The organism is Bradyrhizobium sp. URHA0013, from assembly GCF_000518345.1.
Lineage (GTDB): Bacteria > Pseudomonadota > Alphaproteobacteria > Rhizobiales > Xanthobacteraceae > Bradyrhizobium.
Genome location: NZ_KI912426.1, coordinates 1,742,690 through 1,763,306, shown reverse-complemented (window position 1 = coordinate 1,763,306; position 20,617 = coordinate 1,742,690). Strand labels below are relative to the sequence as shown.

The 20,617-nt window shown below is 64.4% G+C and carries 18 protein-coding genes; 8 read left to right on the top strand and 10 right to left on the bottom strand.

The window, feature by feature from the left end; all coding sequences use genetic code 11:
• Positions 1-49: 49 nt before the first annotated feature.
• Positions 50-1,279 (top strand): lytic murein transglycosylase, encoded by a 1,230-nt coding sequence (locus N551_RS0128955; protein ID WP_027569902.1) that lies wholly within the window; start codon positions 50-52, stop codon positions 1,277-1,279.
• A 6-nt stretch (positions 1,280-1,285) separates the two neighbouring features.
• Here N551_RS0128955 and N551_RS0128950 read toward each other — a convergent pair whose 3' ends face one another.
• The 3 genes from N551_RS0128950 to recJ form a co-directional block, all read right to left on the bottom strand.
• On the bottom strand, positions 1,286-2,083 hold the full coding sequence (locus N551_RS0128950) for an aldolase (RefSeq protein WP_027569901.1): 798 nt from the start codon (positions 2,081-2,083) through the stop codon (positions 1,286-1,288).
• Between the two features lie 109 nt (positions 2,084-2,192).
• The gene (locus tag N551_RS0128945; RefSeq protein ID WP_027569900.1) at positions 2,193-3,002 is read right to left on the bottom strand and encodes an SDR family NAD(P)-dependent oxidoreductase; all 810 of its coding nucleotides are present in this window, start codon (positions 3,000-3,002) and stop codon (positions 2,193-2,195) included.
• Between the two features lie 44 nt (positions 3,003-3,046).
• Positions 3,047-4,888, bottom strand: coding sequence for a single-stranded-DNA-specific exonuclease RecJ (recJ, locus tag N551_RS0128940; RefSeq protein WP_027569899.1), 1,842 nt, complete (start codon positions 4,886-4,888; stop codon positions 3,047-3,049).
• Between the two features lie 278 nt (positions 4,889-5,166).
• Between recJ and N551_RS0128935 the strand changes: the two genes are divergently transcribed.
• Positions 5,167-6,243: a methyl-accepting chemotaxis protein gene (locus tag N551_RS0128935; RefSeq protein ID WP_027569898.1), complete on the top strand. Its 1,077-nt coding sequence runs from the start codon at positions 5,167-5,169 to the stop codon at positions 6,241-6,243.
• A 159-nt stretch (positions 6,244-6,402) separates the two neighbouring features.
• Here the strand turns inward: N551_RS0128935 and N551_RS0128930 are convergent, their stop codons facing one another.
• Positions 6,403-7,389 (bottom strand): helix-turn-helix domain-containing protein, encoded by a 987-nt coding sequence (locus N551_RS0128930; protein WP_027569897.1) that lies wholly within the window; start codon positions 7,387-7,389, stop codon positions 6,403-6,405.
• 501 nt (positions 7,390-7,890) lie between these two features.
• Here N551_RS0128930 and N551_RS0128925 point away from each other — a divergent pair.
• The 3 genes from N551_RS0128925 (at position 7,891) to N551_RS0128915 (ending at position 10,309) form a co-directional block, all read left to right on the top strand.
• Positions 7,891-8,901, top strand: coding sequence for a formylglycine-generating enzyme family protein (locus N551_RS0128925; protein WP_027569896.1), 1,011 nt, complete (start codon positions 7,891-7,893; stop codon positions 8,899-8,901).
• 237 nt (positions 8,902-9,138) lie between these two features.
• A complete protein-coding gene (locus N551_RS0128920; protein WP_027569895.1) occupies positions 9,139-9,882 on the top strand; it encodes an SDR family oxidoreductase in 744 nt (247 codons plus the stop codon).
• A gap of 10 nt (positions 9,883-9,892) precedes the next feature.
• Positions 9,893-10,309 carry a cupin domain-containing protein gene (locus N551_RS0128915; protein WP_027569894.1) on the top strand — a complete coding sequence of 139 codons (417 nt, stop codon included), beginning with the start codon at positions 9,893-9,895 and terminating at the stop codon, positions 10,307-10,309.
• A 20-nt stretch (positions 10,310-10,329) separates the two neighbouring features.
• Here the strand turns inward: N551_RS0128915 and N551_RS0128910 are convergent, their stop codons facing one another.
• From N551_RS0128910 to N551_RS0128885, 6 genes are all read right to left on the bottom strand, one after another.
• Positions 10,330-11,334: a 4-hydroxythreonine-4-phosphate dehydrogenase PdxA gene (locus tag N551_RS0128910; RefSeq protein WP_027569893.1), complete on the bottom strand. Its 1,005-nt coding sequence runs from the start codon at positions 11,332-11,334 to the stop codon at positions 10,330-10,332.
• Positions 11,331-12,893 (bottom strand): tripartite tricarboxylate transporter permease, encoded by a 1,563-nt coding sequence (locus tag N551_RS0128905; protein WP_027569892.1) that lies wholly within the window; start codon positions 12,891-12,893, stop codon positions 11,331-11,333. The genes N551_RS0128910 and N551_RS0128905 overlap by 4 nt, the downstream gene beginning before the upstream one ends.
• Positions 12,894-12,904: 11 nt before the next feature.
• A complete protein-coding gene (locus tag N551_RS0128900; protein WP_027569891.1) occupies positions 12,905-13,387 on the bottom strand; it encodes a tripartite tricarboxylate transporter TctB family protein in 483 nt (160 codons plus the stop codon).
• 133 nt (positions 13,388-13,520) lie between these two features.
• Positions 13,521-14,513 (bottom strand): tripartite tricarboxylate transporter substrate binding protein, encoded by a 993-nt coding sequence (locus N551_RS0128895; protein WP_027569890.1) that lies wholly within the window; start codon positions 14,511-14,513, stop codon positions 13,521-13,523.
• A 52-nt stretch (positions 14,514-14,565) separates the two neighbouring features.
• Positions 14,566-15,825 carry a CaiB/BaiF CoA-transferase family protein gene (locus N551_RS0128890; RefSeq protein WP_027569889.1) on the bottom strand — a complete coding sequence of 420 codons (1,260 nt, stop codon included), beginning with the start codon at positions 15,823-15,825 and terminating at the stop codon, positions 14,566-14,568.
• Positions 15,826-15,834: 9 nt separating this feature from the next.
• On the bottom strand, positions 15,835-16,629 hold the full coding sequence (locus tag N551_RS0128885; protein ID WP_027569888.1) for an enoyl-CoA hydratase/isomerase family protein: 795 nt from the start codon (positions 16,627-16,629) through the stop codon (positions 15,835-15,837).
• Between the two features lie 102 nt (positions 16,630-16,731).
• Here N551_RS0128885 and N551_RS0128880 point away from each other — a divergent pair, with 102 nt between their 5' ends.
• The 3 genes from N551_RS0128880 (at position 16,732) to N551_RS0128870 (ending at position 20,589) form a co-directional block, all read left to right on the top strand.
• Positions 16,732-17,412: a GntR family transcriptional regulator gene (locus N551_RS0128880; RefSeq protein WP_027569887.1), complete on the top strand. Its 681-nt coding sequence runs from the start codon at positions 16,732-16,734 to the stop codon at positions 17,410-17,412.
• A 191-nt stretch (positions 17,413-17,603) separates the two neighbouring features.
• Positions 17,604-18,575 (top strand): MBL fold metallo-hydrolase, encoded by a 972-nt coding sequence (locus N551_RS0128875; protein ID WP_027569886.1) that lies wholly within the window; start codon positions 17,604-17,606, stop codon positions 18,573-18,575.
• 295 nt (positions 18,576-18,870) lie between these two features.
• Complete coding sequence (locus tag N551_RS0128870) at positions 18,871-20,589, top strand: peroxidase family protein (protein ID WP_245287873.1); 1,719 nt, start codon at positions 18,871-18,873, stop codon at positions 20,587-20,589.
• Positions 20,590-20,617: the final 28 nt, after the last annotated feature.

Below are 20,617 nucleotides of genomic sequence, written 5' to 3'. Positions count from 1 at the left end.
AGTTCCAGGAACTGGTCACAGCCACCATGTTTCCCGCTAGAATGGGTCCATGAAACACGCTGATTCCATAGCCTCTCGTAGCCGCCGCGCTCTGCTTCGATCCACGCTCGGCGCAGCCGCACTCGTCGCAGTCCCAACGCGCATCCTGGCCGCGCCTCCAGGCTTCGAGGAATGGCGTGAGGGTTTTCGCGCCCGTGCCATGGCGAAAGGCATTTCGGCCGCGACTTGGCAGCGCGCGATGGCGCGGGTCGAGCCCGACATGAGCGTGTTCAAGCAGATGCGCAACCAGCCCGAATTCCATGAGCAGGTCTGGCAATACATCAACCGTCGCGTCTCCGACTGGCGTATCATCAACGGCAAGATCGCCCTGAAGAACAACGAGGCGCTGCTCGCACGCATCGAGCGCGATTTCGGCGTCGAGCGCGGCACGCTGCTGGCGCTGTGGGGCGTCGAGTCCGCCTACGGCGATCCGCTGGTGCAGCAGAACCACATGACGCCGGTGTTTCCCTCGCTCGCCGCCCTCGCCTGGAACGAGCCGCGGCGCAAAGCCTATTGGGAGACCGAGCTGATCAACGCGCTACGCATCGTCGACAAGGGCTGGAGCACGCCGGAGCAGATGCAGGGATCCTGGGCCGGCGCGATGGGGCATTCGCAATGGATGCCGGAGGTCTGGCTCAATGTCGGCATCGACTACGATGGCGACGGCAAGGTGTCGCCGTTCGGCAAGCCCGACGACGCGCTGGGCTCGACCGCAAAATATCTCGTCAACCGCGGCAAATGGCACCGCGGCGAGCATTGGGGCTACGAGGTGCGCGCGCCCGGTGAGATGAGCGGCAGCCGGACCTATGCGGCTTGGCAGGCGGCCGGCGTCACCCGTGCCGACGGCCAGCCGTTCCCGCAAGCCTCCGCATCCGCGCAAATGTGGACCCCGGTTGCGGGCGGGCCGACGTTTCTGCTGGGGCCGAATTTCAACGCGGTGAAGAGCTACAATCCCTCGATGAACTACGCGCTGGCGATCTGCCATCTCGGCGACCGCTGCCTCGGCGCCCCGCCTTTCATCCAGCCATTCCCCGGCTCCGAGCGCGCGCTGACGCTAGCCGAGGTGCAGGAAATGCAGACGCGGCTGACCAAGGCCGGCTTCGACACCGGCGGCACCGATGGCCGTGTCGGGAACGACACCATGAAGGCAATCAAGGATTTTCAGCAGCGCGCGGGGATCACACCTGCCGATGGCTATGGCGGGTTGAAGGTGCTGGCGAAGCTGCGCCAAGGGTCGTAACGCGCCTCAATGCCGGTACTGCGGCTCTTCCGCATCGAGCTGGCGACGGATCGCCGCAAGATGCAGCCGGGCGGATTCGGAATCGCCCTCGCGCATCTGCTTGTAGGTCTCGGCCGCAATCGCGGGATCGACCGGCAGCACTTTCCGGCCCGTCGACATCGCCAGCACCTGCACCTCGGCGGCGCGTTCGAGATAGTAGAGATCGTCCCAGGCGTCCGCGATGGTTGGTGCCAGCACCATCACGCCGTGATGCTTCATGAAGATGATATCGGCATTCCCGACGCTGGACGCGATGCGCGCGCCTTCACGGTTGTCGAGCGCGAGGCCGTTGTAGTCGCGGTCCACGGCCGTGCGACCGTAGAATTTCAGCGCGGTCTGGCCGGCCCAGATCAGCGGATCGCCCTCGGTCATCGACAGCGCCGTGGCGTAGGGCATGTGGGTGTGGAAGGCGACCTTGGCGCGCGGCAGGCGCTTGTGCATCTCGGCATGGATGTAGAACGCGGTCGCCTCGGGCACGCCCTCGCCGTCGAGCACGTTGCCGTGGAAATCGCAGATCAGCAGTTTTGACGCAGTCAGCTCGCGGAAGGCGTAGCCGTAAGGGTTGACCAGGAAGAGATCGTCATGGCCCGGCACCACGGCCGAGAAGTGGTTGCAGATGCCCTCCTCAAAGCCGTTGCGCGCAGCCATGCGGAAGCAGGCGGCAAGATCCTCGCGCGCGCTGCGGATCGCGTCGGTCACGAGGTCCGGACGGTTCGAGCGGAACGTTGCTGGCGTAGATGACGAAGAGTGAAGGCTGTGCGCCATGGCGGAAGGACACCTCTGTCGGCCGGAAGACGCCCGCGTTGTACAGGTCCGACGCCTGCGCGTCAGCCCCCGCGGGCGCCACCCTGCCCTTCGCAGCCCGCGCGGCGGGCTATTGCCGCCGCGACACGCCGCCGGCATTCATGCCGCCGTCGATGACGAGCTCGCTGCCGGTGACGTAGCGCGAAGCATCGGAGGCCAGATACAGCACGCCGGAGGCGATCTCACCAGCCTGGCCGGCGCGGCCGAGCGGCGTGACGACGCGCGCACGCTCGTCTGGGTCGATCGGCGCGTTGCCCTGGTTGCCGGTCGCGCCGGTCGGGATCTTGCCCCAGATCGGCGTGTCGATGATGCCGGGATGGACGGAGTTGACGCGGATGCCGTCACAGGCGGCCGCGCACTCCATCGCGATGGACTTTGCGAACAGCCGCACGCCGCCCTTGGTCGCCGAATAGGCCGACAGCCCGGGCGCGCCGCGCAGGCCCGCGAGCGAGGACATCATGACGATCGAGCCGCCGCCGGTCTTGCGCATCAGGGGCAGGCAATGCTTGACCGAGAGGAAGACGCCATCGAGGTTGATCGCGTTCTGCTTGCGCCAGTCGCTGAGCGTCATGTCGACGATCGAGGGTACGGCAATGCCGATGCCGGCGTTGGAGACGAGAATATCGAGCCGGCCAAAGCGCTTCGCGATCTCGGCTGCGATCTCGATCCATCGCTCTTCGCTGGTGACGTCCTGCTCCAGGAAAATCGCCTTGCCGCCGGCCTTAGTGATGCGATCGCCGAGCTCGGGGCCGCGTAGCTCGTCGATGTCGGTGGCGATGACGGTGGCGCCCTCGCGCGCGAACAGCTCGACGACGGCCTCGCCGATGCCGGAGGCGCCGCCCGTCACCAGCGCCACTTTACCCTCAACCTGCCCTGCCATGCTCACTCCCTTTTTTCTATTCGTTTTTTTGTTGTTTGCCGGGCCTATCTAATCATGGATGGCCCCTGGTCGGGTAGCGCGACATCCATGACCCGGAATTGCACACGCTCGGCGCCCTGGTAGCGATCGACCGACAATGATCCCGCGACATGCAGTTGCTGGCCGCGATTGGCAACGAGCGCGTTGCCAAGCTTCTGTCCGATCGAACGAAACGCGATGCCGTTGACGATGGCGCCGTCGCCCGACTTGAAGCGTAGCCTCAAATGCGCCTGTCCCACCTCGTCCGCATAGACGAGCTGGTGCGCCGGCAGCGCCAACACGACTTCCGGATTGCCGCTGCCGAAGGGACCGGCGCGGTTGAGCGTCGTTGCAAGCTCGGTCGTCACCGCGCGCGCGGAAACCGCGCCGTCGATGTAGAGCTCGTTGACGTGGCGCGCCTCGGCAACGTCGCGCGCCAACGCATGCTCGAGATAGGCGCGAAATTCGGCGAGCTTTTCCTTCCGCAGCGTGACGCCCGCAGCCATCGCGTGGCCGCCGCCCTTGAGCAGAATGCCGTCGGTGACCGCCTGCCGCACGGCCTTGCCGAGATCGACGCCGGCAATCGAGCGGCCGGAGCCGGTGCCGATCCCGCCGGGCTCCAGCGCGATCGCGAAGGCGGGCCGCGAGAACTTCTCCTTCAGCCGGGACGCAACGAGACCAACCACGCCGGGATGCCAGCCTTCGGAGGCCGTCACAATCACGCCGATCTTGTCCTCGAGCCCGATCGAGGCGAGTGCCTCGGCTTCGGCCTGCGCTTCGGCCGCCTGCTCGATGATACGGCGCTCGCTGTTGAGGCGGTCGAGTTCGGCTGCGATCCGCGCGGCCTCGACGCTGTCACCCTCCAAAAGCAGCCGCACGCCGAGATCGGCGCGGCCGATGCGGCCGCCGGCATTGATGCGCGGCCCCAGCATGAAGCCGAGATGCCAGGCCTCCGGCGGGCCGTTGAGCCGCGCCACGTCCATCAGCGCGGTGTGGCCGACATGGTCGCGCCGCCGCATCGCGATCAGGCCTTTGGCGACGAAAGCGCGGTTGAGACCGATCAGCGGCGCGACATCGGCAACCGTGCCGAGCGCAACGTGATGCAGCATGCCGAGCAGGTCAGGCTCGGGCATCTCCGCATTCCAGAAGCCGCGCTGGCGTAATTCGCGATTGACCGCGACCAGCGTCACCAGCACGAGACCGACGGCGGCGAGATGGCCGAGGCCGGAGAGATCATCGAGCCGGTTCGGATTGACCAGCGCATCGACCTCCGGCAGCTCCGTGCCGGCCTGATGGTGGTCGATCACGACGACGGACATGCCGAGACGTTTCGCTTCGGCGAGCGGCTCGATGCTGGTGGTGCCGCAATCGACGGTGACGAGCAGCGTGGCGCCCTTTGCGGCCAGCGCGCGCACGGCTTCCGTGTTGGGCCCGTAGCCCTCGAAGATGCGGTCGGGAATGTGGATCAGCGGGTCAAGCCCGCAATGGCGCAGATGCCAGGTCAGCAGCGCCGCCGAGGTCGCGCCGTCGACATCGTAGTCGCCGAAGATCGCGACCTTCTCGCCGTTCGCTGCAGCATCCGCGATCCGCTTCGCGGCGGCTTCCATCTCCGTCACCGTGAACGGGTCCGGCAGAAGCTTGCGGATGGTGGGATCGAGGAAATCTGCGACGGCGTCGCTGTCGACACCGCGGCCTGCCAGCACCCGCGCCAGCAGCTCGGGCAGTTGGTGGCGCTGCACGATGGCAAGCGCTTTCGCCGCCCCGCGCGCATCCAGCCGGTCGCGCCAAAGCTTGTCAGTGAGCGAGCGCGCCACCCCCAGGAATGCCTGGGGCGCTTCGACGGGCAAGGTGGTGGCGGGCGGCGTCATGAACAACGGTCGGTTTGAGGAACCTGGGAGCCGGAAGTATTGCATCGTCCGGCCGACGGGACGATTGGCCCGCAATCCCCCGGGATTTGCAACGTCTGCGCGGCACAAAGCGGTGGATTGCCGTTTTGCTACGCGGACTGACTATCATTTGAGCATTCCGCAAAACAGCAAATTAAGCAGGCGTTAGGCGGAATCTCCGAAAAAGAATCGTATTCGATCTGTCAGTGATTGTTCCGGGTTCGTTGCAGATCAGACCTCATTGCCAAGGGAAGCCCCCGATGTCTGCTGCGCTGGGTCTCAAAGCCAAGCCGATCGCAAATGAACCCGCTGATGATGATTCCGATATCTCCGCGCTGATCAACCGGCTCACGGCGGAGGTCAACCAGATCGCGGTCGACAAGACCAAGGCGATCCAGCAGATCACCAACCAGATGAAGATGCTGGCGCTGAATGCGCTGATCGAAAGCTCGCGCGCCGGCGCGCAGGGCGCGGGCTTCGCCGTGGTGGCGCAGGAGGTCCGCGGCGTCGGCCAGCAGGTCGAGACCATCGCCCGCGAGCTCGAAAGCCAACTGACGAAACGGACCGGCGATCTCGTCTCCTCGATCGACCGGATGAGCCAGCGCTCGCGCGGCGAGCGCATGGTCGACCTCTCGCTCAACGCCATCGAGCTGATCGACCGCAACCTCTATGAACGTACCTGCGACGTGCGCTGGTGGGCGACCGATTCAGCGTTGGTCGATTGCGCGGCCTCGCCCGACGCCGCGGCCGTGTCCCATGCCTCGCAGCGTCTCGGCGTGATCTTGGGCGCCTACACCGTCTATCTCGACCTCTGGCTCTGCGATCTCGAGGGCAACGTCATCGCCAACGGCCGCGCCGACCGCTTTCACGCCGTCGGCCAGAATGTCGCCCACACCAAATGGTTTCGCGAGGCCAAGACCCTGCGCTCCGGCGACGACTATGTCGCGGGCGACGTCGAGAACCAGCCGCTGCTCGGCAATGCCCAGGTCGCGACCTATTGCGCCAGCGTCCGCGCCGGCGGCCAGGCCAACGGCGCGCCGATCGGGGTGCTCGCCATCCATTTCGACTGGGAGGCACAGGCCCGCGCCATCGTGCAAGGCGTGCGCGTCGGCGACAGCGACAAGGCGCGCGTGCTGCTGGTCGACTCCAATCTTCGCGTGATCGCCGCTTCCGACGGACAAGGCATTCTCAGCGAACGCATCTCGCTGTCGCTGGACGGTCGGCGCTCCGGCTTCTATCAAGACCGCTCCGGCACGCTGGTCGCGTTCCATGCGACGCCGGGCTACGAGACCTATCGCGGGCTGGGCTGGTATGGCGTGATCGTCTGCGGGGCGTGAAGCGGGAGGCGGCCTGCCTGTCCAACTCAAAACCGTGAAAACAACCCCATGCACAGTAGCCATCTGGTTGTTTTCATGACGTTTTTTTCGCCGTTTGACGCGGGCAAAACGCCGGCATGCATGCGATCATGGCACCGTTCGCGGTCCGGACCCAGAGCGCTAGGCTCTGGCGATGTCGTCTTCGACTGCGTGCGGCGTCGTAATTCCAAGCGTTTGCGATGGACGCTCCCCGAACATTGCAAAGTAATACTGAGAAAACCGGCCGAGTTCGTAAAAGCCCTGTTGCATGGCGACGGCTGTCACGGTGGTCGAACCGGGTGCGCTCTGGTGCAGGATGGAATGAACAGCGCATAGACGCTTGTGCCTTAGGAAGCTGACCGGGCCGAGGCCGAATACCTCCTGAAAGGCGCGGTGGAGGGTGCGCCGCGATACGCCCAGCGCCGCGCAAATTTCCGACACGTGCACCGGACGCGTCCCGGCGTCGTCGAGATACTCCTCGACCTTGCGGATCAGCCGTCGGGCGGAAGGGAGCCAGCCGTTGCCGTCAGGTGGCAGCGACGACGCGACGTTGGCAACCATGCATTCGGCGATCGATCGTTTCCAGAAATCGGCAGTTGACGGCGTCAGCCCATATTTGTTGTCGCGCAGGTGCGACATGACCCGAACCAGGCGGCGCGAGGCGACCGCGCCGGTCGCGAGGTCCGCGCGGAAATGCCCGCGACTTCGCCATGTGTCGGGATCGCTCAACCGTAGTTCTCCGCCGAACAGCGTCGCGACCTCGTTGAGGTCGAACCGCATGGCGGCGTAAGCGGAGCCGCCGTGAAAAACACCGTCATGTTCGAGCCGCGGCGGAATGACGAGCACATCGTTGAGCTGCATGTCGAACGACCAGTGGGCGACGCGCTCTTCAGCCACGAGCAGCATCCCGATGATCAGCTTGTCGTCGCTGGAAACTCGCTGCGTGCGTATGCCGACGTTGAACGCACCAATGCTGAGCGAGAAGTCGCCGATGCCGACATGGGACAACGTTCCGCGCAACCGACCGCGGCCGAGTTGCATCACATCGACATGCGAGCCGTGGACGGCCTGTTGAAGTCCTTCGAAACCGTCCAGCTTGCGCGAATCAACCAGAAGGAATTGCCCCATGGCTGTACCCTGTTACTGAAGCGCGACAATTCTGCGGCAGGCAGCAGCGAAATACCACCACAACGCGAGGTGGGTGCGACATGCTGACTTCCCGTTTTGAGGTAAATCATCGCCGAATTTGTCGCTCGACATGCCACTGAATTGCCTCTGCACTGAGGCTTTGCGGCATGGGGCATTGGGTCTCACCAACTGGCCACGCAGACTGGCACAAACTGCACATCACAGCCGTCCAATCTTCGGGTACCGTTTGCAACCTTAGTGATATTGAGCGGACGGGCTCTGCGGATGGCAGAGCGGACGCGGCATGGATTTGCCGCGTGCTCGCAAACGTGCGTGCAAAGGAAAGAGATGTGGACGCAATGCAGTGTCCTCCTCTCCCCGAGGGCCAAAAAAGTAGGGATCAGACAATGCGTCTAATGAGCAGGGCAAAGAGCTATCGTCGAAGTCTCCCAGAGTTGGCGCAGTAGCATCGGGTGGAATGCGCGTATCGGAGCTTCCACCATGTTGCGAGCGGATCTGGATCACTGCGAGTGGTTGCCGGATGATTTGAAGAGCGGCGAGATGGTCTTCATTCCCGGCGGAACCTTTCGCATGGGTTCGGACCATCATTATTCCGAAGAGGCGCCGAGCCATCGCGTCGCTGTCGACGGCTTCTGGATTGACCGCACGCCCGTGACCAACCGGCAGTTCAAGCAGTTCGTCAACGCAACCGGCCATGTCACCGAGGCGCAGGTCGTTCCCGATCCGAAGGACTATCCAGGCGCGCTGGCGGAGATGCTCTACGCGGGATCGCTGGTGTTCTCCCCGCTGCCGCGCATCACCGATCTCACCGACTGGAGCCAGTGGTGGACTTTCCTGCGCAGCGCCAGCTGGCGCCATCCCTATGGTCCCGGCAGCAACATCAAGGACCTCGACGACCATCCCGTCGTCCACGTCTCCTTCAGCGATGCGGCAGCGTATGCCCGCTGGGCCGGCAAGGACTTGCCGACGGAGGCGGAGTGGGAGTTCGCGGCGCGTGGCGGCCTCGAGGCGGAGGAATACGCCTGGGGCGACGCGCTGATGCCGGGCGGCAAGCACATGGCCAATATCTGGCAGGGCAACTTCCCCGTCCAGAATCTCGGCGAGGATGGGTACGAGCGTACCTCGCCGGTCATGGCCTTCCCGCCGAACGGCTACGGCCTCTACGACATGATCGGCAATGTCTGGGAGTGGACCTCCGACTGGTGGTCGTCAAAGCACGCCGCCGACGCCGCAAAACCCTGCTGCATCCCCAAGAATCCTCGCGGCGGCGGTGAGCACACAAGTTACGATCCGCGCCTCCCCGACATCCAGATTCCGCGCAAGGTCCTCAAGGGCGGCTCGCACCTCTGCGCGCCGAATTATTGCCGCCGATATCGCCCGGCCGCGCGGCACGCCGAACCGGTCGACACCTCGACCAGCCATGTCGGGTTCCGCTGCGTGGTGCGAATGCCGTCTGTGACCGAACACCAACAAGGACGCGCTGCAATCTAGCGAGCGCCGCTGGCGGATGCCGGCGTCAGCGGTGCGCTCCGCGCGTCGGATGATTTCGATATGCAACTTTATCTATCGGCGATCCGACAGACGTCTTCAGCATTTTTGGACAAGGCGGGCCGGTTACAGGCAAGAGCCTGCCCCATTTCCCCGGTAAGAGTCGCCTCATCGCTTTCGCGACGCGCGCGCCGTCGACCCTGAAACGCTCGCGCCCGCAACGCCCCGAGGAGACATGCCATGAAGATCGTCGTGATCGGCGGGACCGGGTTGATCGGATCCAAGCTCGTAGCGAAGCTCAAGCAACAAGGCCACGACGCCGTCGCGGCTTCGCCGAAATCGGGCGTGAACGCCGTCACCGGAGAAGGCCTCGCAGCAGTGCTGGCGGGCGCGGATGTCGTGGTCGACGTTGCCAACGCGCCGTCGTGGGAGCCCGCCGCCGTGCTCGAATTCTTCGAGCGTTCGAGCAAGAACCTCGCCGCGACCGAGGCGGCTGCGGCCGTGAAGCATCATGTGGCGCTCTCGATCGTCGGGACCGAGCGTTCGCCCGACATCGCGTATTTTCGGGCCAAGCTGGCGCAGGAGACCATCGTCAAGGCATCTCCGGTCCCCTACTCGATCGTCCGCGCCACCCAGTTCTTCGAATTCCTCGGCGCCATCGGCGATATGGGTGCGGCCGATGGCCGGATCGTCGTTCCCTCGGCATTGTTTCAGCCGATCGCGGCCGAGGACGTGGCCGATCGCCTCGCGGAGGTCGCGATGGGCCAACCGCTCAACGGCACGATCGATATTGCAGGACCTGAGAAGGCGCCCTTCAATGACTTCATCGCACGGCGCCTGAAGGCGTCCGGCGACGCTCGACCGGTGGTGGGAGACCCAAGGGCGCCGTACTACGGCGCTCCCATCGACGACACGTCGCTGAACCCTCTCGGCGAGGCGCGGCTCGGGAAAACGTCGCTCGCAACCTGGCTCGCGAAACTTTGAGGAGACTCCCATGCGCAGATTGCTGATCGCAACCGCTGTTTATGCCGCATCATTCCTGACGGCCCATGCCGCCGAGACGGCGACACCCACGGCCAAGGTGACCGTCGTGTTCGACCAGGCGCTGCCCAATGTCCCCGGCAAGAGCATGAAGGGCGTGCTGGTCGAGTACGGCCCAGGAGGCTCCTCGCCCGCCCACATGCACCCGCGCTCCGCATTCATCTATGCCACAATCCTGGAAGGAGCGATCCGCAGCCAGGTCAATGACGAGCCTGCCAAGGTTTATCACAAGGGAGAGAACTTCTCTGAAAAGCCCGGCGACCGCCATGCCGTCAGCGCCAATGCCAGTGACACCGAGCCAGCGAAGCTGTTGGCGGTCTTTGTCGTGGATACTGCTGACAAGGAGCTCGTGACGCCTGTCGCGAAGTAACGCCAGGTCAGCGCGTGTAATCAGGTAGCGCGCGGAGCGGCCATCTCCGCGGCGAGCAACACCGCGGCGCGGCTGGCGCCGATTGATGCAATGCCCTGGCCTGCGATGTCGTAGGCGGTGCCGTGGGCGGGCGTGCAGATCGGGAACGGAAAGCCGCCGAGCAACGTCACGCCGCGATCAAAGCCCATCAGCTTCATCGCGATCTGGCCCTGGTCGTGATACATCGTCAGCACCGCATCGAAGGTGCCGCCCTTGGCACGCAGGAACACCGTGTCGGCAGGGAACGGCCCCTCGGCGGCAATGCCCTCGCGCTGGCCGGCCGCGACCACGGGCGCGATGACATCGATCTCCTCACGGCCGAAATTGCCGCCGTCGCCGGCATGCGGATTGAGACCGGCGACCGCGATGCGCGGCCGGGCGAAGCCGGCGTTGCGCATGCAGGCATCGGTCAGCTTGAGCGCGCGATGGATGCGTTCGCCGGACAGTCGCGCGGCGACGTCCTTGAGCGGGATATGGGACGTCACGCGGGCGTTCCAGAGCCGGTCCAGCACGTTGAACTCGCTTGCGGGGGTTTTGAGCCCGACCACTTCCGCGGAGAACGCGATCTCGTCGTCATACTCGGCGCGGGCCAGCCGCATCGCCTGCTTGTTGAACGGCGTGAAGCAGACGGCATCGACCCGGCCGTCGCGGCCGAGTTCGAGCGCCTGCTTGTAGTTGGCAAGCGCGAACCTGCCGCCGGCGAGGCTCGCGACCCCCTGTTGGACGTCGCTGGGATCGAGGTGCCCGAGATCGACGAACAGCGTTTCGCCCTCCGCCAGGCGCAGATCGGCCCCCTGCTCCACTGTTGTCAGCTCTGGCTTGACGCCGGCAATGCGCGCGCCTTCGTCGAAGATGCGGCGGTCGCCGATCACGACGATCCGGCTGCGCGCGCGGATGTCGTCCTGCACCACGAGCTTGGCGGTCAATTCCGGGCTGATGCCGGCGGGATCTCCCATTGCCAATGCAATGAGCGGCTGTGCGGTCATATGATCACTTTCTCCCGAGCGGTCTCTTGAGCTCTCTCTTGGGCTGTAATCTCGTCAGCGGACGGCGCAGGCTTGCGCACCAGGCGCGCAAGCTGCAGCACGAGCGGGAGCAGCAACAGCACGATGCCGGCCACGATCAGGCACGTCACGAGCTTGTTGGCGAAGAAGATCCCGAGCGATCCCTTGGACATCAGCATCGACTGCCGAAACGCATCCTCGGCCTTGTCGCCGATGACGATCGCGAGCACGAGCGGCGCCAGCGGATAGAACAGCTTCTTGAAGAGGTAGCCGACGATGCCGAAGCCGAGCATCATAACGACATCGAGATAGGAGTTCGACACCGAATAGGCGCCGACGACGCAGATGATCACGATCAGCGGCGCGATGATCACGAAGGGAATCCGCATCAGGGCGGCGAAGACCGGCACGGTCAGCAGCACCAGCACGACGGCGACGATGTTGCCGACGTACATCGAGGCAATCAGGCCCCAGACGAAGTCCTTCTGGTCCACGAACAGCATCGGCCCGGGATTGAGGCCCCAGATCATCAGCCCGCCCATCATGACGGCCGCAGTGGCCGAGCCGGGAATGCCGAGCGAGAGCATGGGCAGAAGCGCGCTGGTGCCGGCGGCATGATCGGCCGTCTCCGGCGAGATGATGCCCTCGACCTCTCCGGTGCCGAAATATCGGCCGCGGCGCGAGAAGCGGCGGGCGATGCCGTAGCTCATGAAGGATGCCGCGGTCGGGCCGCCTGGCGTGATCCCCATCCAGCATCCGATGGCCGCGCTGCGCAGCAGTGCCACACTATGCCGCGGCAGGCGGCCGATCGCGCGAAATACCTCGCGCCACTCTATCTTCGACGAGACCGCGCGGGCATGAAACTCCTCTTCGACGGCGACGAGCAGCTCGCCAATGCCGAACAGCCCCATCACCGCGACAACGAAGTTCACGCCCTTGACCAGTTCGTCGACGCCCATGGTGAGACGCACGCTGCCGGAAACGGTGTCGATGCCGATGGCGGCAATGGCGAAGCCGATCGCCAGCGCGACGACGGTCTTGATCGGCGCCGTCCCGCCCATGCCGACGAAGCTGGCGAAGGCCAGGAAATAGACCGCGAAATATTCCGCCGGCCCGAAGGCGAGTGCGACCTGCGCCACCCATGATGCGAGGAAGGTGATGAGGATGACGCCGATCAGCGCGCCGAACGCCGCCGAGCCGAACGCAGTGGCGAGCGCCGTGGTCGGACGGCCGTCGCGCGCCATCGGGTAGCCGTCGAAGGTGGTGGCGACAGACGACGGCTCGCCCGGGATGTTGAACAGGATCGAGGTCACGGATCCCCCGAACAACGCGCCCCAATACATGCTGGAGAGCAGGATGATGGCGGAGACCGGCTGCATGCCGAAGGTCAGCGGCAGCAGCAGCGACACCCCGTTCGGAGCACCCAGCCCGGGCAGCACGCCGACAAGAATGCCGAGCAGCACGCCGATCACCATCAGCGCCAGATGCGGCAGCGTGATCGCGATGCTAAAGCCGTGAAGGAGTTCCTGGAGATTGTCCATCGGCCTCTCCGTCAGAAGCCGAAGGCCGCGGCGAGCGCGCCGTGCGGCAAGCTCACCTGGAACATGCGCTCGAACACGATGTAGAGCGCGAGCGCCGTCGCCGCCGCCATGCCAAGCGCGCGCGGCACGGATTGTTGTCGGGGGATCGCCAGCACCGCGAAGATGTACAGGGCTGAGGCGACGTACATCCCGGCCAACGGGATCGCAGCCACAAAAATTGCCGCCGGCACGAACAGGCCGGCAAGGCGGCGCAGCTCAATCGACGTGATCGCGATGGGGACATTCGCCAGTGACGTAACCGGCATCAAACCGCGCACCAGATTGTAGAGACTTCCAAGCACGATGATGATGCCGGTCAGGAACGGGAACGTGCCGGCGTCCACGCCCGCGCTCGACCAGCCGATACCGTTATCGAGGCTGGAGACAACGACGGCCACACCAAAGCTGCCGGTGAGGATTGCGGTCGCAAGTTCGAGGGCACGGCGCGATATCATGGGAGGCTCCGGTCAGGCTAAGTACAATGGCCGGCTATGGCGCGCATGTTCCCCAACGCTCGGTGTCGTCCCGGCCTAGTGCGCAATTGCGCACTAGGCCGGGACGACGGAGGGGTTGGAGGCTTGCGCCGCCTCACTTGACCAACCAGCCCTGCTCGCCCGCGACCTGCTTGACGTGCTCGAGGTCGTCCTTGATGAACTTGTCGAAATCGGCGCCGGTCAGGAACGTGTCGACCTGGGAGGTTTTCTCGATGTAATCCTTCCAGTCCGGTGTCGCCTGCACCTTCTTCATCAGGTCGACATAGAACGCGGCCTGGTCCGGGGTGACCTTGCCGGGGAGCCACACCGTCCGCGGCTGCTCATATTGCTTGATGTCGAGACCCTGCTCGACGCAGGTCGGAACGTCGCCCCAGCCTTCGGTCGCGGTGACCTTGGCGCCCTGCGGCAGCCTCTTCGGGCTGAAAACGCAAAGCGGCCGTTGCGTCCCACCGCGCCATTGCCCGATGCTTTCGCTGGGATTGTTGACGTGGGAGTCGAGGTGCCCGCCGGCGAGCTGCACGGCGGTCTCGGCCCCGCTTTTGAAGGGGATGTAGGTCAGCTTGATGTGGCCGGCCTTCTCGATCATGCGGGTCAGCACCTCGTCGGTATCCTTCGACTGCGCGCCGCCCATCTTGAATTCGCCCGATGCGGCCGCCTTCAGATAGTCGCCCGCCGTCTTGTAGGGCGCGTCCTGCTTGACCCAGAGCAGGAACTCGTCCTGCGCCATTGCCGCGATGGCAGTGAGATCGGTGTAGTTGAAGGCGACCTTGGAGACGAGCGGCTGCTGCCAGGCATTCGACGTGCCGAAGATCACCTTGTAGGGATCGCCGGCGGATGCCTTGCCGTAGACATAGCCTTCCGCTCCGCTGCCGCCGCCCTTGTTGACGACGACGATCGGCTGCTCCACCAGCTTGTGCTTGGTGATGATGTTCTGCACGGCGCGCGCGAGATTGTCGGTGCCGCCGCCGGGTCCCGCGGTCGCCACGAACTCGATCGGCTTTTGCGGCTGCCAGGCGCTGAGCGCCGGCACCGTGCCGGCGAGCACGATTGCGGCGGCGGAGAGCAGAAGTGTTGACGTCCGACCCATGATGTCCTCCAGCTGATTTTTGTCTCTTGTTCTTGTCGTTTTCGACGCCCGGTCAGGCGACGCGTTCCTCGCGTCTTCCCGATGCCAGCACGATTGCGCCTTCTTTTTCGAGCGCTTCGATCTGCTTCTGGTCGAACCCGTGCTCGACCAGCACCTCGCTTGTATGCTCACCGTAGACCGGCGCGCCCGTACGCACTTTGCCTGGGGTCTCCGAAAACTTGACCGGCAAGCCGATCGTCTTCACCGGACCGAGCGTGGAATGCTCGACCTCGACGACCATCTCGCGCGCCACCGTCTGCGGATCGCTGAGCGCCTCCAGCATGTCGTGCACGGGTCCGCACGGCACGCCCTTCTCGTCCAGTGCCGCCAGCCAGTGCGCCCGCGTCCGGGTGCGGAAGCGCTCGCTCAGGACGGCTTCGAGCTCCTTCAGATTGGCCATGCGGTCGGCGCCGTTGATGAAACGCGGATCGGATGCGAGTTCGCTCGCACCGAGCGCGTCCAGCATCAACAGCCAGTGCTTCTTGTTGGCGCCGCCAACCACCAGCCAGCCGTCGGAGGCCTCGAAGGCCTGATATGGCGCGTTGAGCGGATGGGCCGAACCCATCGCGCGCGGCGCGGTGCCCGCGGCGAGCGCGATAGTCGACTGCCAGTAGGTCTGCACCAGCGCGGCCTCATAGAGCGAGGTCTCGACCCACTGCCCTTCGCCGGTCTTGAGACGGTGCGTGTAGGCTGCGAGGATGCCCATGCTCGCCAGCAGGCCGGCGGTGATGTCGGACAGCGGCGGGCCGCATTTCACGGGCGGACCATCGGGACGTTCGCCCGTGAAGCTCATGATGCCGCTCATGGCCTGGGCGACCAGATCGAAGCCGCGGCGATGCTTGTAGGGCCCGGTGCGGCCGAAGCCCGACAGCGAGCAATAGATCAGCGCTGGATGCTGCTTGTGCAGGTCTTCATAGCCGAAGCCGAGGCGCTCCATGGCGCCCGGCGCAAAGTTCTCGACCAGCACGTCGGCGCCCGCGATCAGCCGCCGCAACACCTGCTTGCCGCCATCGGTCTTCAGATCCAGCACGATGCCGCGCTTGTTGCGGTTCATCATCAGGAAGGAGGCCGCCTCGTCGCCAATCTTAGGCGGCACCGAATGGCGGGTATCGTCACCGTTCGGCGATTTCTCGATCTTGATCACGTCGGCGCCCATGTCGGCCAGCATCAAGGTGCAGGTCGGCCCTGCCATGACATGGGTGAGGTCGATGACCTTGAGGCCGGCAAGCGGCCCCGAACGGGCGGAGGTTGATTGCGATCGATCGCTTTGCATCGGGGCCTCCTATTGGCCGCGCCATTGCGGCGCCCGCTTGGTGAGGAAAGCATCGAGCCCTTCGCGAAAATCCTGGCTCGTGTAGCACATCAGGATGAGGTCCTCGCCCTCGTCCGGCGTCAGCCGCCTTTGCAGGCGCGCCACGGCCTGCTTGGTCGCATTCAGCGTCAGCGGCGCGTGGCTGGCGAGCAGCCGGGCAACCTCGTCCGCGCGCCTGTCGAGCGCGGCGAGATCCTCGACGATCTCGCCGAGCAGCCCGACGCTGGCGGCCTCCGTCGCGTCGACCAGGCGCGCGGTGAAGATCAGATCCTTGACACGGGCAGCGCCGATCAGCGCGGTGAGACGACTGACATTGGACATCGACAGGCAATTGCCGAGCGTGCGGGCAATGGGAAAGCCGATTTTCGCGCTTTGGGTGCCGATGCGGAGGTCGCAGGCCGCGGCAATGCCGGCGCCGCCGCCGGTGCAGAACCCGTTGATCGCGGCGATCGTCGGCACGCGGCACTGTTCGAGTGTGGTCAGCACCCGATCGATGCGGTTCTCGTAGTCGACCGCGTCCTGCGGCGACTTGAAATCGCGGAACTGATTGATGTCGGTGCCCGCGGCAAACGCCTTGTCGCCGGCCCCGCGCAGCACCAGCACCTTGATCGCCTGATCGTCGTTGATCTCCTCGCAGATCGCGGCAAGCCGCTCGTACATCGCGAAGGTGAAGGCGTTGCGGGCCTGCGGACGATTGAAGGTGATCCGCCCGATACCGTCCTGGCGCTCGAAAACGAGGTCTTCCGCCACCACCTGCTGGTCCATTTCCTCATGTCCTTCTGCTTTTCTACATTTTTGAATGCAAAATTGTCGATTTACAAGCTGGAACTTGCCTTAATCCGCATGTATCTTCGTTTTTGCATTCAAATGGACTTCAGACCCATGCTTCATGAGGAAGTCGTCGGCCGCATCCGGGCCATCCTGCTCGACGGCGAAATCCCGCCGGGCGCGCGAATTCCCGAGCGTGAGCTGTGCGAGCGGCTCCAGATATCGCGCACGCCGCTACGCGAGGCGCTCAAGGTGCTCGCCGCCGAAGGGCTCGTGCAGCTCCTGCCCCACCGTGGCTCGCGTGCGGCAAAACTGACCGACAAGGACATGCGCGACCTGTTCGAGGTCTGCCAGGGTCTCGAGGCGCTCGCCGGCGAACTCGCCTGCGAACGCATCACCGATGCCGAGATCGCTGCGATCGCCGCCGCGCACGCGGACATGGTGCGGCATTATCGTGTTGGCGACCTCATCCAGTACTATCGCGGCAACCGCGCCATTCACGAAGGCATCGTCGCTGCGGCCGGCAACCCGGTGCTCGCGGGGTTGTATGCGTCCGTGACCGCGCGCATTCGGCGCGCGCGTTATGTCACGCCGATGACGCCCGAGCGCTGGGCGGTCGCAGTGCAGGAGCATGACGCCATCCTGAATGCACTGCAGAGGCGCGACGGCGTCGGCCTCGCCCATATCCTGCGAGCGCATCTACGCCACAAGCGCGAAGAAGTTTTGCAGGCGGGCTTCGCCGAAACGGAAGGCAGTGACCTGGTGCCGCGGATTGCGTGAGACGGCATTCGCCACGCAGAAAGAAACCTGCGGTCCCGCCACAACGCTCGGTCAAGAGACACAATCGCGACACAATCATTGATTGCATTTGACTGCATCGGTCGGATCGTGCCGACGCGAGGCGATCGGCGCAGGCCGAAGGTAACGCGCGAACAATTGCGCAAAACAAAAGACAAAAGCGGAGGAAACGCATGACAATCGATGTCTCACGTCGGTCCTTGTTCGCCCTCGGGGCTGGCCTCGGTGCCAGCGCAATGCTCGGCAGCAGCGCGATGGCGCGCGCTCCCAAGCTCGGCACCCAGACGCCTTACTGGCACCGCTTCGTTCTCGGCGATGCCGAAGTCACGATCGTCTCCGACGGACCGCTTCCGCTTGGCGACCCCTCCGGGACCTTCACCGGCGTTCCCAAGGAAGAGGTGAAGAAGATGCTCGCCGACAATTTCCTGTCGCCGGACAATGTCGTGCTCGAACAGAACTCGCCGATCGTCAACACCGGCGACAAGCTCATCCTGTTCGATACCGGCATGGGCAGCTCCAAGCTGTTCGGCGCCACCACCGGCCGGCAGCAGAAGAGCATGACCGAGGCCGGCATCAAGCCCGGGGACATCGATGCGGTGGTCTGCTCACATGCCCATATCGACCACATCGGGGGCATCGTGGACGACGGCGGCAAGCCGCTGTTTCCGAACGCGCAGATCTACATCTCGCAGACCGATTTCGACTTCTGGACCGACGAAGGCAAGCTCGGCAGCGACGCCAAGGATTTCGTCGTTCACGCCCGCAAGAACCTGCTGCCGGTGCGCGACCGCATCGTGTTCTTCAAGGACGGCCAGGAATTCCTGCCGGGCGTGCAGGCGATCTCGGCCCCCGGTCACACCGTCGGCCATACCATCTTCATGGTCTCGTCGGCTGGCAAGTCCTTCGCCTTCATGGGCGACCTCTCGCATCATTCGGTGCTGCTGCTGGAGCGGCCGCGGATGGAATTCTCCTACGACACCGATCCGAAGCAGGCGGCCGAGTCGCGGGTCAAGCTGCTGACCATGCTTGCGGCTAACAAGGTGCCCGTGATGTCCTATCACTTCGCCTGGCCGGGCTATGGCCATGTCGCCAAGGCCGGCGAAGGATTCCATTATTATCCCGAACCGATGCAGATGACGTTGTAATCGCCGGATCAGGTCCGGGTGGCGCAAGCGCCGCCCGGACCATCCGAACGATCACCGCCGTCCGGCTGACCGGCAAGCAACTACAATCCGCAATGTCTCCGGCGGCGTTGGCAGGCGGACATTTTGGTGTTATTGAACTACATCTACTAATTGCAAACCGAATTTATTCACGCGAATTTGTTTGGGAGCGTCAATGTCCCGCGAGAACGATGGTTTTGTCTTCCATCGCGGCCTGCTCCAATGGGTCCCGGATGTTGTCTATCGGGCCATCAACTTCTTTGTCAGATGGGACAAATTGCCGAGGCTGCTCGGAGCTGCCAATCTCTCGGCGTTCCGCGATCGGCTGCGGGAGCACAATCTGCACCATACCGGCTACGGCACGACATCGCCTCGCTGGAGCACGGGCAATGACCGCTGGCGTTCCGCCGACGGCTCGTTCAACAGCCTCGACCATCCGCGCATGGGGATGGCTGGCGCGCGGTTCGGACGCAATTTCGCGCTGCCCGAATGCGTGCCGGACCGCCTGGACGACCTGCTCGAACCCAGTCCGCGCGTGATCTCGGAGGAGTTGCTGGCGCGCCGCGAATTCATTCCCGCGACCAGCCTCAATCTGCTGGCCGCCGCCTGGATCCAGTTCGAAACCCATAACTGGTTCAGTCATGGGGCCCCCAAGTCGGGAAACGAGTTCAAAATTCCGCTGAAGCCAAACGACGAATGGCCTGCGGATGAGCGGATCGACGACTGTATGAAGATCCGTCGGACCGTTTGCGACGAGACGCCACGTGAACGATGGCTCGGCGCGACCCCCACGTTCCGCAACCTCAACTCGCACTGGTGGGATGCCGGACAGATCTACGGCAGCGACCGCGCGAGGCAGATGCAGATCCGTTCGCGGGCAGATGGGAAGATCGCAGTCGGCAATGATGGGATGCTTCCAGCCGATCCGGTGCATCCGGGCGCCGATCTCACCGGCTTCAACGACAATTGGTGGGTGGGGCTCAGCCTGCTGCACAACCTCTTCGCACGCGAGCACAATGTCATCTGCGACGGCTTGAAGGCGCGGTATCCGACCTGGAAGGACCAGGAGCTATTCCAGCGCGCTCGCCTGATCAACGCGGCCCTGATCGCCAAGATCCACACCGTCGAATGGACGCCAGGCATCCTCGGCCATCCCGCACTGGATTTCGGCATGCACGCCAACTGGTCGGGGATCCCGTGCCGGGTGCTGCGCGCCGTGCTCGGCAAGAACAGCGAAGCCGCCTTAGGCATCATCGGCTCTCCGACGGATCAGCACAGCGCGCCCTATGCGATGACCGAGGAATTCACCGCCGTGTACCGCCTGCACCCGCTGATCCCCGAAACGATGGATGTACGGCGGCTCGATAGCACAGAGATTACCCCTAGCGACTTGGTCAATATGCAGGGGCGCGCCTCCCGGGAGTTCATGCAGACTCACGGCTTCGTCGACCTGCTGTACTCGTTCGGCACCGCTCATCCCGGCGCCATTCGCCTCCACAATTATCCCAACTTTCTGCGCCGGTTCACGAAAGACGACCAGCCGCTGCTCGACGTGGCGGCGATCGACATTATGCGTGATCGCGAGCGCGGCGTGCCGCGCTACAATCGGTTCCGCGAACTGGTCGGCAAAAAGCGGGTCAAGACGTTCGAGGAAATCACCAGCATCCCCGGCGCGGCCGGGAAGATGCGCGCGATCTACAAGGGCGACGTCGATCGCGTTGATCTGATGGTCGGACTATTGGCCGAGGACCTGCCGGACGGTTTTGGCTTCAGCGATACCGCCTTCCGCATTTTCATCCTGATGGCATCGCGGCGTTTGAAGAGCGACCGGTTCTTCACCGATGACTACCGGGCGGAAGTCTACACCAATTTCGGTATGGACTGGATCCACAACAACGGAATGAAATCGGTGCTGCTGCGGCATATGCCGCAACTCGGACCGGCGCTCGAGGGTGTCAACAACGCCTTCGCGCCGTGGAACGTGCTGCGACGCTGAGCCTTGGCCCTCTGCAAAGTCGCAGCCG

Bases quoted from the DNA above. Each gene is read 5' to 3' on its own strand.
- recJ (WP_027569899.1), bottom strand. From the start codon at position 4,888: ATGACGCCGCCCGCCACCACCTTGCCCGTCGAAGCGCCCCAGGCATTC.
- N551_RS0128910 (WP_027569893.1), bottom strand. From the start codon at position 11,334: ATGACCGCACAGCCGCTCATTGCATTGGCAATGGGAGATCCCGCCGGC.
- N551_RS0128895 (WP_027569890.1), bottom strand. From the start codon at position 14,513: ATGGGTCGGACGTCAACACTTCTGCTCTCCGCCGCCGCAATCGTGCTC.
- N551_RS0128915 (WP_027569894.1), top strand. From the start codon at position 9,893: ATGCGCAGATTGCTGATCGCAACCGCTGTTTATGCCGCATCATTCCTG.
- N551_RS0128925 (WP_027569896.1), top strand. From the start codon at position 7,891: ATGTTGCGAGCGGATCTGGATCACTGCGAGTGGTTGCCGGATGATTTG.
- N551_RS0128890 (WP_027569889.1), bottom strand. From the start codon at position 15,825: ATGCAAAGCGATCGATCGCAATCAACCTCCGCCCGTTCGGGGCCGCTT.
- N551_RS0128920 (WP_027569895.1), top strand. From the start codon at position 9,139: ATGAAGATCGTCGTGATCGGCGGGACCGGGTTGATCGGATCCAAGCTC.
- N551_RS0128945 (WP_027569900.1), bottom strand. From the start codon at position 3,002: ATGGCAGGGCAGGTTGAGGGTAAAGTGGCGCTGGTGACGGGCGGCGCC.
- N551_RS0128875 (WP_027569886.1), top strand. From the start codon at position 17,604: ATGACAATCGATGTCTCACGTCGGTCCTTGTTCGCCCTCGGGGCTGGC.
- N551_RS0128935 (WP_027569898.1), top strand. From the start codon at position 5,167: ATGTCTGCTGCGCTGGGTCTCAAAGCCAAGCCGATCGCAAATGAACCC.
- N551_RS0128900 (WP_027569891.1), bottom strand. From the start codon at position 13,387: ATGATATCGCGCCGTGCCCTCGAACTTGCGACCGCAATCCTCACCGGC.
- N551_RS0128930 (WP_027569897.1), bottom strand. From the start codon at position 7,389: ATGGGGCAATTCCTTCTGGTTGATTCGCGCAAGCTGGACGGTTTCGAA.
- N551_RS0128955 (WP_027569902.1), top strand. From the start codon at position 50: ATGAAACACGCTGATTCCATAGCCTCTCGTAGCCGCCGCGCTCTGCTT.
- N551_RS0128880 (WP_027569887.1), top strand. From the start codon at position 16,732: ATGGACTTCAGACCCATGCTTCATGAGGAAGTCGTCGGCCGCATCCGG.
- N551_RS0128885 (WP_027569888.1), bottom strand. From the start codon at position 16,629: ATGGACCAGCAGGTGGTGGCGGAAGACCTCGTTTTCGAGCGCCAGGAC.
- N551_RS0128905 (WP_027569892.1), bottom strand. From the start codon at position 12,893: ATGGACAATCTCCAGGAACTCCTTCACGGCTTTAGCATCGCGATCACG.
- N551_RS0128950 (WP_027569901.1), bottom strand. From the start codon at position 2,083: ATGGCGCACAGCCTTCACTCTTCGTCATCTACGCCAGCAACGTTCCGC.